Source organism: Mycobacterium sp. DL440, assembly GCF_011745145.1.
Taxonomy (GTDB): domain Bacteria; phylum Actinomycetota; class Actinomycetes; order Mycobacteriales; family Mycobacteriaceae; genus Mycobacterium.
In genome coordinates, this window is record NZ_CP050191.1 from 5,249,727 (window position 1) to 5,265,838 (window position 16,112).

At 67.8% G+C, this 16,112-nt stretch carries 13 protein-coding genes; 8 read left to right on the top strand and 5 right to left on the bottom strand.

Going from position 1 to position 16,112, the window contains the following annotated elements:
* Positions 1–34: 34 nt before the first annotated feature.
* The 8 genes from HBE63_RS25625 (at position 35) to HBE63_RS25660 (ending at position 11,190) form a co-directional block, all read left to right on the top strand.
* Positions 35–850: an NUDIX hydrolase gene (locus HBE63_RS25625; RefSeq protein WP_166907382.1), complete on the top strand. Its 816-nt coding sequence runs from the start codon at positions 35–37 to the stop codon at positions 848–850.
* The gene (locus HBE63_RS25630; protein WP_166907384.1) at positions 847–3,336 is read left to right on the top strand and encodes a DUF6049 family protein; all 2,490 of its coding nucleotides are present in this window, start codon (positions 847–849) and stop codon (positions 3,334–3,336) included. Before HBE63_RS25625 ends, HBE63_RS25630 begins: the two co-directional genes overlap by 4 nt.
* A complete protein-coding gene (murJ, locus tag HBE63_RS25635; protein ID WP_166907386.1) occupies positions 3,336–7,028 on the top strand; it encodes a murein biosynthesis integral membrane protein MurJ in 3,693 nt (1,230 codons plus the stop codon). Before HBE63_RS25630 ends, murJ begins: the two co-directional genes overlap by 1 nt.
* Before the next feature lie 135 nt (positions 7,029–7,163).
* Positions 7,164–7,790: an RNA polymerase sigma factor SigM gene (gene sigM, locus HBE63_RS25640; protein ID WP_166910207.1), complete on the top strand. Its 627-nt coding sequence runs from the start codon at positions 7,164–7,166 to the stop codon at positions 7,788–7,790.
* Entirely contained in the window at positions 7,741–8,493 is a 753-nt protein-coding gene (locus HBE63_RS25645; RefSeq protein ID WP_166907388.1) for a hypothetical protein, read from the top strand. The genes sigM and HBE63_RS25645 overlap by 50 nt, the downstream gene beginning before the upstream one ends.
* 80 nt (positions 8,494–8,573) lie before the next feature.
* On the top strand, positions 8,574–9,509 hold the full coding sequence (gene trxB / locus HBE63_RS25650; RefSeq protein WP_166907389.1) for a thioredoxin-disulfide reductase: 936 nt from the start codon (positions 8,574–8,576) through the stop codon (positions 9,507–9,509).
* A gap of 34 nt (positions 9,510–9,543) precedes the next feature.
* Complete coding sequence (trxA, locus tag HBE63_RS25655) at positions 9,544–9,876, top strand: thioredoxin (protein WP_003883337.1); 333 nt, start codon at positions 9,544–9,546, stop codon at positions 9,874–9,876.
* A 120-nt stretch (positions 9,877–9,996) separates the two neighbouring features.
* The gene (locus HBE63_RS25660; protein ID WP_166907390.1) at positions 9,997–11,190 is read left to right on the top strand and encodes an N-acetylmuramoyl-L-alanine amidase; all 1,194 of its coding nucleotides are present in this window, start codon (positions 9,997–9,999) and stop codon (positions 11,188–11,190) included.
* Positions 11,191–11,612: 422 nt separating this feature from the next.
* Here the strand turns inward: HBE63_RS25660 and HBE63_RS25665 are convergent, their stop codons facing one another.
* From HBE63_RS25665 to HBE63_RS25685, 5 genes are all read right to left on the bottom strand, one after another.
* On the bottom strand, positions 11,613–12,473 hold the full coding sequence (locus HBE63_RS25665) for an acetyltransferase (protein ID WP_166907391.1): 861 nt from the start codon (positions 12,471–12,473) through the stop codon (positions 11,613–11,615).
* Between the two features lie 222 nt (positions 12,474–12,695).
* Positions 12,696–13,721 carry a ParB/RepB/Spo0J family partition protein gene (locus HBE63_RS25670; RefSeq protein WP_166907392.1) on the bottom strand — a complete coding sequence of 342 codons (1,026 nt, stop codon included), beginning with the start codon at positions 13,719–13,721 and terminating at the stop codon, positions 12,696–12,698.
* 61 nt (positions 13,722–13,782) lie between these two features.
* A complete protein-coding gene (locus tag HBE63_RS25675; protein WP_243858284.1) occupies positions 13,783–14,649 on the bottom strand; it encodes a ParA family protein in 867 nt (288 codons plus the stop codon).
* Between the two features lie 125 nt (positions 14,650–14,774).
* On the bottom strand, positions 14,775–15,491 hold the full coding sequence (rsmG, locus tag HBE63_RS25680) for a 16S rRNA (guanine(527)-N(7))-methyltransferase RsmG (RefSeq protein WP_166907395.1): 717 nt from the start codon (positions 15,489–15,491) through the stop codon (positions 14,775–14,777).
* A 58-nt stretch (positions 15,492–15,549) separates the two neighbouring features.
* Positions 15,550–16,092, bottom strand: coding sequence for a R3H domain-containing nucleic acid-binding protein (locus tag HBE63_RS25685; protein ID WP_166907396.1), 543 nt, complete (start codon positions 16,090–16,092; stop codon positions 15,550–15,552).
* Positions 16,093–16,112 lie beyond the last annotated feature (20 nt).

A 16,112-nucleotide genomic window follows, 5' to 3' on the forward strand; every position in this document is an offset into this window, starting at 1 on the left:
GGAGGCCAACCCCATGGCAGCTACTATCGCTTGGGTGTCGGACGGCGAACAGGCCAAACCACGACGGCGCCGCAGCCGGCGTCGTGGCCGTCGTCGTGCACAAAGGGCGGCGGGGCCACCGACGGACGATCAGGGCAAGGATGCCGAAGCCCACGCCGACGGCACCGGCGACGCTCCCGTCGGCACGGCAAGTTCCGCCCCGTCCCCACGTGACCAGTCCAAGCAACGCAAGACGCGTCCCCGTCGACCACCGGAACGGCTGCGCACCGTTCACGAGACGTCGGCCGGCGGCCTGGTCATCGATGGAATCGACGGCCCCAAGGACACTCAGGTGGCGGCGTTGATCGGCCGGGTCGACCGGCGCGGCCGGATGCTGTGGTCCCTGCCCAAGGGGCATATCGAACTGGGCGAGACAGCCGAGCAGACCGCGATCCGCGAGGTTGCCGAAGAGACCGGCATCCGCGGCGATGTGCTGGCCGCGCTCGGCAGCATCGACTACTGGTTCGTCACCGAGGGACGCCGCGTCCACAAGACCGTGCACCACTATCTCTTGCGCTTCCAGGGCGGCGAACTGTCCGACGATGACGTCGAGGTGACCGAGGTCGCCTGGGTTCCGCTGCAGGATCTGGCGTCCCGCCTGGCCTACGCCGACGAGCGCAAGCTCGCCGAGGTGGCCGGAGAGCTCATCGACAAGCTGCACACCGACGGGCCCGGCGCCCTGCCGCCTCTGCCCCCCAGCGCGCCCCGGCGGCGTCCCCAGACCCACTCGCACGCCCGCAGTCACCGCCGCGACGAATCTGCACAGCCCCAGCCCCGCCGGCGCACGAACGGATGCGGACAGGGGCCGTGACCGCCGCCCCGGCGGTGCGCCGAGGATTTACCCTCCTGGCGCACACAGTGGTGCTTGTGGCGGTGGTGTTGTTGTTCTCGGTGTGGTCCACCGCCGCGCTGCCCGTCCTTCTGCCCCGCGCAGGCGCAAGTGAACCGGGGGCGATGCCGTTCCTCCAGATCCGTATCGACCGCGTCACCCCCAACGTCGTCACCACCACCAGTGAAACCGTGCTGACGGTCAGCGGGGCCGTGCTCAACGTCGGTGACCGGCCGGTGCGCGATGTGGACATCCGGATGGAGCACGCGCGGGCGGTCACCTCATCGAGTCAGTTGCGCACCGACCTCACCGGGGATGTCGACCGGTTCGAGCCCGTGGCCGACTTCGTCACCGTGGCACCCGAGATGCAGCGCGGCCAGTCCGTGGACTTCACGCTGTCCTATCCGCTGCGCGCCGAAGGCCCCGGGTCGCTGCACATCAGCGAACCCGGTGTCTACCCCGTGCTGCTCAACGTCAACGGGACGCCGGACTACGGTGATCCGGCCAAACTGGACGACGCCCGCTTCCTCCTGCCGGTCCTCGGGGTGCCGCCCGACCGGCCTGAAGGCAATCCGCCTGACTCGATGTCGGCAGCCGACACCCTCAACTCGGTGGTACCGCCGGACACCTCTCAGCCGGTGCGGATGACGATGCTCTGGCCCCTGGCCGACCGGCCGCGGCTGGCCCCGGGCGCCCCCGGTGGCACCACACCGGTGCGGTTGGTCGACGACAGCCTCGCCGCGTCGCTGGCCCCGGGCGGACGGCTCGACACCCTACTGTCGGCCGCCGACTTCGCCACCGGGCCGACTGTCGACTCCGGCGGCCAGATGCGTGCCACCTTGTGCCTCGCCGTCGACCCCGATCTGCTCGTCACGGTCAACGCGATGACCGGCGGCTACGTCGTCAACGACGGACCCGACACCGGTGCCGGCACCCCGACGCGGCCCGGCACCGGCCAGGAAGCGGCCGTCGGTTGGCTGAACCGCCTGCGCGCCCTGGCCGGGCGGCTCTGCGTCGCGCCGACCAACTACGCGCAGGCCGACCTGACCGCGCTTCAACGGGTCGGCGATGCGGGTTTGAGCGCGATCGCGACCAACGGTGCCGGCGACATCGTCGATCAGATCCTGGGTGCCACCTCGATCCGGGGTGCCAGCATCCTGGGCGACGGTCCGCTCACCCACCCCGCCCTGGACCTGCTGGCGGCCCAGGGCCAGACAGTCGCCATCTCGGCCACCCAGATCAGCGCCCAGGATTCGGTGACCGGCGCCCCCGAGACCGCCGATGTCACGCCGCTGCGGTACCGGCCCGAGGTCGTGGCGGCAGGATTCGACCCGGCGGTCGGTGCCGCCCTGGCCGGTGCGGGCACCGACCCGGTGGCGCCGTCGTACCTGGACCCGTCGCTGGAGATCCCGGTCCATCACGACTCGCAGACCGCGCGCCGCCAGGATGCACTGGGCGCGCTGCTGTGGCGGGGGCTCACGCCCACCGAGGAACCCCGGACCCAGATCCTGATGCCACCGTTGGTGTGGTCGCTGGACGCTGACGACGCGCAGGCCATCCTGACCTCGGTGGCCACCACGATCCACGCCGGGCTGGCCGTGCCGCGCCCGCTGCCCGCGTTGATCGCCGAGAGCAACGCCGTACCGCCCGAACCCCTGCAACCCCCGCCGCCGGATTCCCTCGGCAACCCGCACAGCAGCATCGACGAGAACATCAACGGCGGCATCGCCGCGGTGATCAGCCGGCTCTGGGGGCTGACGGCCGCGTTGACCACCGACGAGCGCACCGGGCTGACCGGCATGCAGTACACCGCGCCGCTACGGGAGGACATGCTGCGGGCGCTGAGCCAGTCGGTGCCGCCGGAAGCCCGCGAAGGGCTGGCCGAGCAGCGGTTGCAGACCGTCAGCCGCAGTGTGAACGACATGTTCGGCGCGGTGACGATCGTCAACCCGGGCGGGGCCTACACGCTGGCCACCGAGCGCAGCCCGCTGCCGCTGGCCCTGCGTAACGACCTGCCGGTGCCGGTCCGGGTCCGGCTGCACGTCGACGCACCACCCGGGATGACCGTCACCGACCTGGGCGAGATCGAGCTGCCGCCCGGCTATCTGCCGCTACGGGTGCCGATCGAGGTGCACTTCACCCAACGAGTGGCCGTCGACGTCAGCCTGCAGACCACCGACGGCCTGACGCTCGGTGAGCCCGTCCGGTTGTCGGTGCATTCCAACGCCTACGGCAAGGTGCTGTTCTTCATCACGCTGTCGGCCGGGGCCGTGTTGGTGGCGCTCGCCGGACGCCGGTTGTGGCACCGCTTCCGCGGCCAGCCCGACCGCGCGGACCTCATCCCGCCGGGTGAACACCCCGACCCGCTCGACGTCGCGATGGCATTCAACAACGACGGCGGCACCGACGATGCGTCTGCCACCCCGCCTTCCCCGCCGGCGCCTGCGACGAGTCCGGACCGACCCTGATGACCTCGCCCGACCAACCAGCGGCCCGCCCACCAGGCCCGCCGCGGATTCCGCATGCGACGGGTCCGATCCGCCCCGCCGGGCGCGCGGAGCTGTCCGACGCCGCAGTGGTGTCGCGGTCGTGGGGCATGGCCTTCGCCACGCTGATCTCCCGCATCACCGGGTTCTTCCGGTTCGTGCTGCTCATGGCCCTGCTCGGCGGAGCGTTGACCAGCTCGTTCTCGGTGGCCAACCAGCTCCCCAACATGGTGGCCGCGTTGGTATTGGAAGCCACCTTCACCGCGATCTTCGTGCCGGTACTCGCCCGCGCCGAACGCGACGACCCCGATGGCGGTACCGCGTTCGTGCGGCGGCTGGTGACCCTGGCCACCACGCTGCTGTTGGTCACCACGGTGCTCTCCGTGCTGTGCGCGCCACTGCTGGTGCGGCTGATGCTGGGCAGCGATCCGAAGGTCAACAATCCGCTGACCACCGCGTTCGCCTACCTGTTGTTGCCGCAGGTGCTGTTCTACGGCCTGTCGTCGGTCTTCATGGCGATCCTCAACACCCGCAATGTGTTCGGTCCGCCGGCCTGGGCTCCGGTGGTCAACAACGTGGTGGCGATCGTGACCTTGGGCGTCTTCGTCCTGGTCCCCGGTGAGTTCTCGATCGATCCGCCCCACATGGGCACGGCCAAGCTGTTGGTCCTCGGAATCGGCACCACCCTGGGCGTGGTCGCGCAGGCCGCAGTGCTGCTCGTGGCGATCCGCGCTGAGCGGGTCAGCCTGCGGCCGCTGTGGGGCATCGACGCGCGCCTCAAGAAATTCGGCACCATGGCCGCGGCCATGGTGCTCTACGTGCTGATCAGCCAGATCGGCCTGATCGTCGGTAATCAGATCGCCAGCGGGGCAGCTGACACCGGGCCCGCCATCTACAACTACACCTGGCTGGTGTTGATGCTGCCGTTCGGGATGATCGGCGTCACGGTGTTGACCGTGGTGATGCCGCGCCTGAGCCGCAACGCGGCCGCCGACAACATTCCGGCCGTGCTCGACGATTACTCCCTGGCCACCCGGCTCACGATGGTGACGCTGATCCCGGTGGTGGCGATGATGACGGTCGGCGGACCCGCGATCGGCAGCGCACTGTTCGCCTACGGCAACTTCAGCGCCACCGATGCCGGCTACCTCGGCATGGCGATCACGCTCTCGGCCTTCACGCTCATCCCCTACGCGCTGGTCCTGCTGCAGCTGCGGGTGTTCTACGCGCGGGAGAAGCCGTGGACACCGATCGCCATCGTCGTGGTGATCACCGCCGTCAAGATCGTCGGCTCGATCATCGCGCCCCACCTGACCGGCGATCCCAACATGGTGGCCGGCTACCTCGGACTGGCCAACGGGTTGGGGTTTGTCGCCGGGGCCGTGATGGGTTACGTGCTGCTGAAGTCCGACCTGCGTCCCCGCGGGGGCCGGCTGCTGCGCGACGCCGTGATCCGCACGATCCTGGTGACCGTCGCGGCGTCGTTGATCGCCGGCCTGGTGGCCCATGCCGCCGACCGACTGCTGGGGTTGGACTCGCTCACCGAGCATGCCGGCGCCGCGGGTTCGTTGCTGCGCCTCGTTGCGCTCGGCGTGATCATGGTCCCGATCATCGCCGGCGTGATGCTCGCCGCCCGGGTTCCGGAGGCGCAGTCGGCGCTGGCCATGGTCCGCCGCCGGCTCGGGCGGGGGCGACGCGCACCTCAGCCGGGAGCCGGACAGGTAGCCATACAAACAATTGCGCCGCCCGTCGCGCCTCATCCGCCCATGCCCGTCACGTACCCTGATCAGAGGAATTCTTCTCCCACTGAGTGGCCGTCAAGCCCGGCAGCCGCCGGGGACGGGACTTCGGCAGGCGTTGCCGGAGCGGGGATGTGGAAAGGATCACCGGTGACCGACGAATCTGCGGACGGCCCGGCACTGGACGACACCTCGAGTTCCGGGATGACAACCGATACGACGAAGTTGCCGCGCCCGGCCGCCGATGAGTTCCAACCCGACGTGCCACCCCCCGGTCCGGCCACCCCGTCGGACGAGGGCCCGGGATCCGGCGAACCCGCCGCGAACCGGGCGAACGGGGCGAACGGGGCGACCCGGTCGGCCACCGACTACGGTGGCGACCCGACTCGCGAGCCGATTTCGTTCGCTCCGCCGCACGAGGCCGCCCTGGAATCGGCCGACGACGATGTGCACCTCATCCCCGGGGCCACCATCGCCGAGGGCCGCTACCGCCTTCTGGTGTTCCACGGCGGTCCGCCACACCTGCAGTTCTGGCAGGCGCTCGACACCGCGCTGGACCGCCAGGTGGCGCTGACCTTCGTGGACCCGGATGCCACCATGCCCGACGCGCAGGTGCAGGAGATCCTCTCGCGCACCCTCAAACTCAGCCGCATAGACGTTCCCGGTATCGCGCGGGTGCTCGACGTCGCGCACAGCGGATCGGGCGGCCTGATCGTCGCGGAGTGGATTCGCGGCGGCTCGCTTGCCGAGGTCGCGGACACCTCTCCCTCCCCGATCGGCGGGGCCCGCGCCATCCAGTCGCTGGCCGCTGCCGCCGAGGCCGCCCACCGCGCCGGGGTGGCCCTGTCCATCGATCACCCCAGCCGGGTGCGGGTGAGCATCGAAGGCGATGTAGCACTGGCCTTCCCGGCCACCATGCCCGACGCCACGCCCGATGACGACATCCGCGGCATCGGCGCGGCGCTGTACGCGCTGTTGGTCAACCGCTGGCCACTGCCGGAGTCCGGATCACGCGGCGGGCTGGAGCCTGCCGCCCTGGATCCGGCCGGACAGCCGGTTGAACCGCGCGCTGTCGACCGCGATATCCCGTTCCAGATCTCGGCGGCGGCAGCCCGTGCCGTCCAGCCCGGTGGCGGAATTCGTAGCGCTCCAACCCTTTTGAACCTGCTACAACAGGCCACCGCAATCGCCGATCGGACCGAGCTGCTGGGTTCGGTCGAGGAGACACCCGCCCCGGCCGCTCCGGTCCGCGCGCACGAGACCCCCGAGGAACACGAAGCCGCCGAGGCCCGGCGTCGCAAGGGCGTCATCATCGGGGTGAGCGTCGGCGCCGCCATCATCCTGGTGGCGCTGCTGGTACTGGCGTCCGTCCTCAACAGCATCTTCGGCGACGTCGGCGGCGGTCTCAACCGCGACGAACTCGGCCTGAATGCGCCGTCGTCGAATAGCGAAGAGAATCAGGACAATTCGTCGGCCGCCACCGGAAGCACAGTCAAACCCGTTCGAGCGACGGTATTCTCACCTGAGGGTGAAGCCGATTCACCGGCTACCGCCGGGCAGGCCATCGACGGCAATACCGGCACCGCGTGGTCCACCGACACGTATTCCGATCCCGCCCCGTTCCCCGGGTTCAAGAACGGCGTCGGCCTGATGCTGCAACTGCCGCAGCCGACCACGATCGGCTCGGTCACCCTCAACGTGACCAGCACCGGCACCTCGGTCCAGATCCGCTCGGCCCAGTCGGCCACGCCGTCATCGCTGTCGGACACCACCGAACTGAGCCCCTCCACCGCGCTCAAGCCCGGCTCCAACACCATCTCGGTGAACAAGGCGTCGTCCACCTCCTACGTGCTGGTGTGGATCTCGACGCTGGGCACTGTGGACGGCAAGAGCCGCACCGACATCTCCGAGATCACCCTCAAAGCAGCGTCCTGAGCTGTCATCCCCAGCCCGGATACGTTCGTGACCTGGTGTTACGCCATGCCGGGCAAACAAGTGTCCGGGCCGCTCCCGCACAGCGTTTAAGTTCAGCGTGTGGGAAGGTTCGGGGGAGCCGGTAAGCCGGTCACGATGCAGCTGCGGGGGCACCGGGAAGATGGGGCCGCCACCCGTTCTGATGCCGAACTGCTGGCCGCCCACGTCGACGGGGACCGTTACGCGTTCGAGGAACTCGTCCACCGGCACCACGGCCAGCTACGCCGGTTGGCGTTTCTCACCAGCCATCACCACGAGGACGCCGACGACGCCGTCCAGGATGCCCTGTTGTCGGCTCATCGCACGGCAGCGTCGTTCCGCCACGACTCGGCCGTCAGCAGCTGGCTGTACCGCATCGTGGTGAACGCCTGTCTGGACCGGGTGCGCCGGTCACGCAACCAGCCCACCGCGTCCGCACACGAGCTCGACCATCTCGTTCACCTTCACGACCCGGCCGGCGACCCAGCGCCCCGGGTGGCGACCTCGATCGTGGTGGAGCGGGCACTCATGCAGCTTCCGCTGGAGCAGCGCGCCGCGGTGGTGGCCGTTGACATGCAGGGCTATTCGGTGGCCGAGACGGCGCTGCTCCTCGGGGTGGCGGAAGGCACCGTGAAGAGCCGCTGTTCCCGCGCCAGGCACAAGCTGGCCGGCCTGCTCCAGTATTTTGAAGCCGATGAACGGCAGCACACCCCGAGTGCCGTCGGACGGTCCGATTCCTGCTGAGCTGCTCGCCGACCTGCAGGCCGGGATCCTCGACGATGACACCGCCGCGCGTATCCGCCGACGTGTGCGCACCGACCCGCTGGCCGGACCGGACGCCAAGACCGCACTGGCCGCCCTGGATCGGGTGCGCCGCGATCTGGCCGAGTTAGGTCAGGACACCTCGTCGGCTCCCCCGGTGCCCGCCGAGGTGAGTGCCCGGCTGTCCGAGGCACTGCGGGCCGAGCCGGCCCCGCAGGCGCCGTCCGCCCGCCGCTGGAAATCGATTGCCGCCGTCGCGGGGGCAGGTGCAGCCGTGGTGGCCGCCATGGTCGGCGGGTTGGTCCTGGTGCGCGCCCCCGACCACGGCCCTTCGACGATGACCAGCCTCGGCCGGATCACAGTCTCACCACCGCGTGCCGCGATCGGCCTGTCCGACCCCCAGCTCCAGGGGCTGTTGTCGGTCCCGCCCGAGCTGGGCCCGCTGACCGACCCGCAACGCCGCACCGCCTGCCTTTCCGCACTGGGCTACCCCTCCGGCGTCCAGATTCTCGGCGCTCGCCCGATGGACGTGGCCGGTCGGCACGGTGTGCTGGTGTTGGTGCCCCCCAGGGCGCCAGGCACGACCGACACGATTGACGCCGTGGTCCTCGCCGCGGATTGCGACGCTGCTCATGCCGGGTCGTTGGCCGACACCGTGGTGAAACGCCCGCTGAAGCGCCCGTAGTCTGTCCTTGAACTCACCTGGGAACACATCGGGCCTAGGCTGACGTTGCAACCCGTGCCGAGTACGGCAGAAAGGCTTACATGTCCTCCTCAGCGACGGTTCACGACGTCATCATCATCGGTTCCGGCCCCGCCGGATACACCGCAGCCATCTATGCCGCCCGCGCCCAGCTCAAGCCGCTGGTGTTCGAGGGCACGCAGTTCGGCGGCGCGTTGATGACCACCACCGAGGTGGAGAACTACCCGGGGTTCCGTGAGGGCATCACCGGCCCCGAATTGATGGACGAGATGCGTGAGCAGGCGCTGCGCTTCGGTGCGGATCTGCGCATGGAGGACGTCGACGCCGTAGACCTCACCGGCCCGGTGAAATCGGTCACCGTCGGCGACGAGACCCACCAGGCCCGGTCGGTGATCCTGGCCATGGGTGCCGCGGCGCGGCACCTCGGTGTGCCCGGCGAGGAAGCCCTGACCGGCATGGGCGTGAGTACCTGCGCCACCTGCGACGGCTTCTTCTTCCGCGACGAGGACATCATCGTGGTCGGCGGCGGCGACTCGGCGATGGAAGAGGCGACGTTCCTCACCCGGTTCGCACGTTCTGTGACCCTGATCCACCGTCGCAACGAGTTCCGCGCCTCCAAGATCATGCTGGAGCGGGCCCGCGCCAACGAGAAGATCACCTTCCTGACCAACACCGAGATCACCCAGATCGAGGGCGATCCGAAGGTCACCGGTGTGCGGCTGCGTGACACCGTCACCGGCGAGGAGTCCAAGCTCGAGGTGACCGGGGTGTTCGTCGCGATCGGTCACGACCCCCGCTCGGAACTCGTGCGCGGTCAGATCGATCTCGACGACGAGGGCTACGTGAGCGTGATCGGCCGTACCACCGCGACCACGCTCGACGGTGTGTTCGCCGCGGGCGACCTCGTCGACCACACCTACCGCCAGGCCATCACCGCCGCGGGCAGCGGCTGTTCGGCGGCCATCGACACCGAGCGCTGGCTCGCCGACAACGACTGACCCCCAATAGATTTCGACCCGACAGGAGAGCTCCATGAGTGCGGACAGCGCAACAGTAACCGTCACCGACGATTCGTTCTCGGACGATGTCCTGACCAGCAGCACGCCGGTGCTGGTGGATTTCTGGGCCACCTGGTGCGGGCCGTGCAAGATGGTGGCCCCGGTGCTCGAGGAGATCGCCGGCGAGAAGGCCGGTGAGTTGCGGGTCGCCAAGATCGACGTCGACGCCAACCCGGCCACCGCGCGTGACTTCCAGGTGGTGTCGATCCCGACGCTGATCCTGTTCAAGGACGGCGCCCCGGTCAAGCGCATCGTCGGTGCCAAGGGCAAGGCCGCCCTGCTGCGGGAACTCGCCGACGCTCTCTGAGTTCACACACACCACACACACCCCGGGTACGCCTGGCGTTTTCCGGATTGTGGCCGAAATCTGAGACAATGCTGGCTAGCTAGACCGGCAGATGGCCGGAAACCAGCATGGAGGGGCCGAATGTCGAGTCTGCGTCGCGGTGACCGTGGCGGAGCAGTCACCGAGATCCGGGCAGCCTTGGCCGCGTTAGGTCTGATCGACAACCCTGACGCCGACCTGAGCACCGGCAGACACGTTGCGCTCGACGCATTCGATGACGAGCTCGACAGCGCCGTCCGGGCATTTCAGCAGCACCGGGGCCTGTTGGTGGACGGAATCGTCGGAGAGGCCACCTATCGCGCCCTGCGCGAGGCCTCCTACCGGCTCGGTGCCCGCACCCTGACCCATCAGTTCGGTGCGCCTATGTACGGCGACGATGTGGCGACCCTGCAGGCCCGCCTGCAGGACCTTGGTTTCTATACCGGCATGGTCGACGGGCATTTCGGTCTGCAGACCCACAACGCGTTGTCGTCCTACCAGCGTGAGTACGGGCTGTACCCCGACGGTATCTGTGGACCGGAAACCTTGCGCTCGTTGTATTTCCTGGGTTCGCGGGTGACCGGTGGTTCGCCGCACGCGATCCGAGAGGAAGAGCTGGTGCGACGCTCGGGTCCACAGCTCTCCGGCAAGCACGTCATCATCGATCCGGGCCGCGGCGGCTCCGATCACGGGATGATCATGAACGGGCCCGACGGGCCGATCAGCGAAGCAGACATCTTGTGGGACTTGGCAAGTCGGCTGGAAGGCCGGATGACCGCGATCGGCATGGAGACGTTCATCTCACGGCCGGCCAACCGCAGCCCACTGGACGCCGAACGTGCCGCCACTGCCAACCGGGTCGGTGCGGATCTGATGATCAGTCTGCGCTGTGAGAGTCAGCGCTCCCCCTCCGCAAATGGCGTGGCCTCGTTCCACTTCGGGAATTCCCATGGTTCGGTGTCGACCATCGGCCGCAACCTCGCCGACTTCATTCAGCGGGAAGTGGTGGCCCGCACCGGATTACGTGACTGCCGGTCCCACGGCCGGACCTGGGATCTGCTCCGGCTGACCCGGATGCCCACCGTCGAGGTGGACATCGGCTACATCACCAATCCGCATGATCGCGGGCTGCTGCTGTCCAACCACACTCGTGACGCGATCGCCGAGGGCATCCTGGCTGCGGTCAAGCGCCTGTATCTGTTGGGCAAGAACGACCGTCCGACAGGCACTTTCACCTTCGCCGAGCTGTTGGCTCACGAGTTGTCGGTGGAGCAGCAGGCGGGCCGCGGCGCGTGAGCGCCAGTTCTGCTTGATACGCCGCCTGCTGCCTGACGACAAGCCCGCTGACCTCGCAGTGCGCCAGGGGCAGTTTCACACCGTGATCATCGGCTCCGACCGTGCCGGCACCGATCATGCGGTACGCGCAGTTCTCCCTCAGAAATCGCAGGGCCGGTGGAGACGATTCTCGGCGAGCGCCTACGTGCCGGCCGTGAGCTCGCGGCTCTCGAGGGCGTTCCTCATCTGACCAGTGCGGTGGTGCATGGTGATCTCGGTGCCGCGAATGTGCCGTGGGAGACGGCCTTGCCGGCTACCGCTGACGCTCGCACGATGCCTCATCACAATTACTTGCAAGACAGTGCACTTGAACTCAGCCATGACGCGGTGGGCGGTACCGCGGCCACACCATCGGTTCGACGCGAGCGATGCCGCCTCGGTTTCTACTGTGGGCCAGAGCTTTTGACGCCGACGCCGGACATTCCGGCACCGATCGGCAGCTCGATCCGGGCATTCTCCAGGAGCCGCTCGAGCGCGGCTTCGACCTCGGCTTTCCAGCCCAGTCCCTTGTCGAGTTCCAGGCGCAGCCGCGGGAAGTACGGGTGCGGCGCCACAACCGTGAAGCCCACGTCTTCGAGAAAATCGGTTGTCAGCATGCACTCGTCGACCGAGCAGTCCCCCAGCACCGCCACGACCGGAGACAACTCGTCGGGAAGCGTGCTGCCGTCGTTCATTTCGGCCGCGGCCGAGGTGTAGCCGAACGCCTCCAATGCCCGAACGCCTCGCCGCACCAGGTCGTTGACCACGGCGGCCAGCAGACTCTGCGACAACAGCTCGCGGTCTTCGGCACACTCGACACCGATCGCGGTCAACAGAATCGCGTCAGCGCTGACCGGCGCGGTCGGAAACAGCCGGGCCCGCGGCACCGCCCCCGGGGGCGCATAGAACGCGAAGCCCAGACACGGATCGTCCACGACGGCCGGAGCTGTCCACCCCTCCCCTGCCGGCACCGTCAAGTCAGCTACGTCGGCTGGAACGACCAGATTGATCTCGACGTCGGCGCCTGGCCCAGCACTTGGCTCGTCGCCCGTTGCGTCGTCCGCACGAGCGGTGACCGCAAGCTGCCCGCAGGACCCCCACTCGAGCATCACCATCGAGAGCCAGGCTTCTTTCTCGAATTCGGGATCGGTCAGGTGGGCGTCACCGATGGTGGACGGATCGACTTCCCAGAACACACAGCGCCGCGCATGCTTGGGCAGCTGCTCGAAGCCCTCGAGCCGAAGCGGCGTTATTCGTGCTGTCACTGAGGTCCCTGGCTTTCACACTGTGTGCGTGGCTGCCCTTCAAGGATAGGAGAGTCCGCCGGGGTCAGCCCACTGCGCCCTGAAAATCTCATCGAGTTCCGCCTCCGAAGTGAAATGCTATGCCGCACAGATGCTTTGCGCTACACGGCGCTCGCGGCGGCAGGCTCTGATCACTGATGTGTCACAGTGACGGAACAACCTGGTGTCGTTGGTCGTGGGTCCTCAGTGCTCTTCGGCACTCATAATGTCGACAATTCGCTGTAGGTCGTCGACCGACCCGAACTCGACCACGATCTTCCCTTTTCGTTTGCCGAGACTCACAGTGACCCGGGTATCGAAGGCCGACGAGAGCCGTTCAGCAACGTCTTGAAGGCCCGGCATCTGGATCGGCTTACGCCGCGGTGCCGGCGGCGCGGTGTTGCCGTCACGGTTGGCCAGGGTCACGGCCTCCTCAGTGGCGCGCACCGACATACCCTCGGCGATGATGCGGGCAGCCAACTCCTCCTGCTTCTCCGCTCCCCCCTCCAGGGCGAGCAACGCGCGTGCATGGCCCGCGGACAGCACTCCGGCCGCGACGCGCCGCTGCACGGCGATCGGAAGTCGCAACAGCCGGATCATGTTGGAGATCAATGGCCGCGAGCGACCTATCCGGGCAGCGAGTTCATCGTGCGTGACGTCGAATTCGTCGAGCAGCTGTTGGTAGGCGGCGGCCTCTTCCAACGGGTTGAGCTGTACCCGGTGGATATTCTCCAGCAGCGCGTCGCGCAACATGTTGTCGTCACCGGTCTCCCGGACGATCGCCGGGATAACCTCCAAGCCGGCCTGCTGCGCTGCTCGCCAGCGCCGCTCCCCCATCACCAGCTGGTAGTGGGGTTCACCGTTCTCCTCGACGACACGGACGACGATCGGCTGCATCAATCCGAACTCGCGGATGGAGTGCACCAGCTCGCTCAGCGCCTCCTCGTCGAACACCTGGCGAGGCTGGCGCGGATTCGGCTGGATCAGGCTGGGGTCGATCTCGCGGTAGGTCGCGCCGACATCACTGGCGAGGAGCGGGTCGGACCCATCGGGTGCCGGGGGCGTCGTGGCCGTTGTCCCCGTGCTGGACGGCGGGCCGAGCAGGACGTCGGCTGCGGTTGCGCCGATCTTAGGGCTCAGGACGTCGGTACCGTCCTCAGCGGGACCGGTCGGAATGAGGGCTGCCAGTCCCCTGCCCAAGCCACTCCGCTTCCGTGCCGGCTGATTCATGGTCGTCTCCTGCTCATTGCTGCCGTCCGCTGTCTGTCTACTGGCTGTTGGTTACTGGCACCTACTGAGCGCGGGGCGGTGCCCCGCGCTCTGCGATCTCGCGGCTCGCGTCGAGATAGCTCAAGGCCCCGCGGGATCCCGGATCGTAATCGAGGATCGTCATCCCGTACCCGGGGGCTTCCGACACCTTCACGCTCCGCGGGATGACCGTGCGCAACACCTTGTCGCCGAAGTGCTCGCGCACATCTTCGGCGACCTGATCCGCCAGCTTGGTCCGCCCGTCGTACATCGTCAGTATCACGGTGGACACCGACAGCTCCGGGTTGAGATGCGCCTTCACCATCTCGATGTTGCGCAGCAGCTGCCCCACACCTTCCAGCGCGTAGTACTCGCACTGAATCGGGATCAACACCTCGGGCGCGGCCACCAGAGCGTTGATGGTCAACAACCCGAGGGACGGCGGGCAGTCGATGAAGACGTAGTCGAAGTTGTGGTTGGCCAGCGCCGCGAGGGCCGACCGCAGCCGCCCTTCGCGAGCCACCATGCTGACCAACTCAATCTCAGCGCCGGCCAAGTCGATGGTCGCGGGAATGCAGAACAACCGATCACTGTGCGGGCTCTGCTGAAGAGCTTCCTCCACCGGGATGTCTCCGATGAGCACCTCGTACGACGACGGGGTGCCGGGACGATGCTCGATGCCCAACGCGGTGCTGGCGTTGCCCTGCGGGTCGAGATCGATCACCAACGTCCGCAACCCCTGCAGCGCAAGCGCGGCGGCGACGTTCACCGCGGTGGTCGTCTTGCCGACGCCACCCTTTTGGTTCGCGATCGTGAACACCCGCTGATGGGACGGCCGAGGAAGCTGACCGTGTGAGGTGTGGAGCACGCGGGTCGCCTGCTCCGCCTCCGCGGCTATCGGGGTGTCCATGCTGGCGTCAGTGGACCACGCGGCGGCGGCGCCGCTGTTTGGCCATGTTTCACGTGAAACCGTTTCACGTGAAACGGCGGGCGTGCCTTTGGTCTCGGCCGCTACCTGCCGATTAGAACCCATCCTCATCTCCTGCCCGATCTCCCCCGCGACCCGGAGGTTTTGCCCGTTGACCGGTTGCCCGGTCTGACCGCTCCGCGTCGCGCGGCGACGACGGTTACGGGAGGGTTCAAATAGTTCACGCCACATTTCACCACCCTGGCATCGACTGCACCCAGGGAAGCCATCACACGCCGATGCTCCTCGATCTCAGCCTCGGCCCGCTCGCCTTTCAAGGCCAGCATCCTGCCGTCGACGCGAAGCAGCGGCATGCTCCAGCGCGTCAACTTGTCCAACGAGGCGACGGCACGAGAGGTCACCACATCCAATTCACCCACAGATTTGCGGACGTCGGGATCTTCGGCCCGGCCCCGGACCACCGTTACGTCCAGCCCCAGTTCCTCGACCGCCTCGCGCAAGAATTCACTGCGGCGTAGCAGCGGCTCGATCAGCATCACATGAACATCCGGCCGAACCATAGCCAACGGGATCCCCGGAAGGCCGGCTCCGCTGCCAATGTCGGCGACTCGCTCATCGGGCTCCAGAAGCTCCCCGAGAGCCGAGCTATTAAGAATGTGTCGCTCCCAGAGTCGGTCCACCTCCCGTGGACCGATCAGACCCCACTCGACACCGGCGCCGGCCAGAATCGCCGCGTACCGTTCGGCGGCCTCCAGACGATCTCCGAAGACCCCCGCCGCGGCGTCCGGTACCGCGGGGACCGGTCCATGTTTCACGTGAAACATCCTCCGAACTCCCTACGGCACCGTCGCCGCAAATGAACTACACCGTTGTAACTAGAACTCAGCCAAGCAGAACGACGACGCGGCGCGACGGCTCCACGCCCTCGCTCTCGCTGCGGACACCATCGACCGCGGCCACTGCATCGTGAACAATCTTCCGCTCGAACGGAGTCATAGGCGCCAGCTCCTCGCGCTCACCGGATTCCAGCACGCGATGGGCCACCTTGTCGCCCAGCGCAGCGAGCTCGTCGCGGCGACGGCGCCGCCACCGCGCGATGTCCAGCATCAGTCGACTGCGCTCGCCGGTCTTCTGGTGGACCGCCAGCCGGGTCAGCTCCTGGAGGGCATCCAGCACCTCGCCCTTGCGGCCCACCAGCTTGCTCAGATCGCCGCCGCCGTCGATGCTCACCACCGCCCGGTCACCTTCGACATCCAGATCGATATCGCCATCGAAGTCCAGCAGGTCGAGCAGATCCTCGAGATAGTCGCCGGCGATCTCGCCTTCCGCGACCAGTCGCTCCTCCAGGTCGGCCTGACTCTTGGGCGCGGACTGGGTGTCCTCCTCCAGCTCGGTGCCGGGTTCGGTCGTCTGTGCGTCCGTCATATCCGTCTTCTCCCTACTTG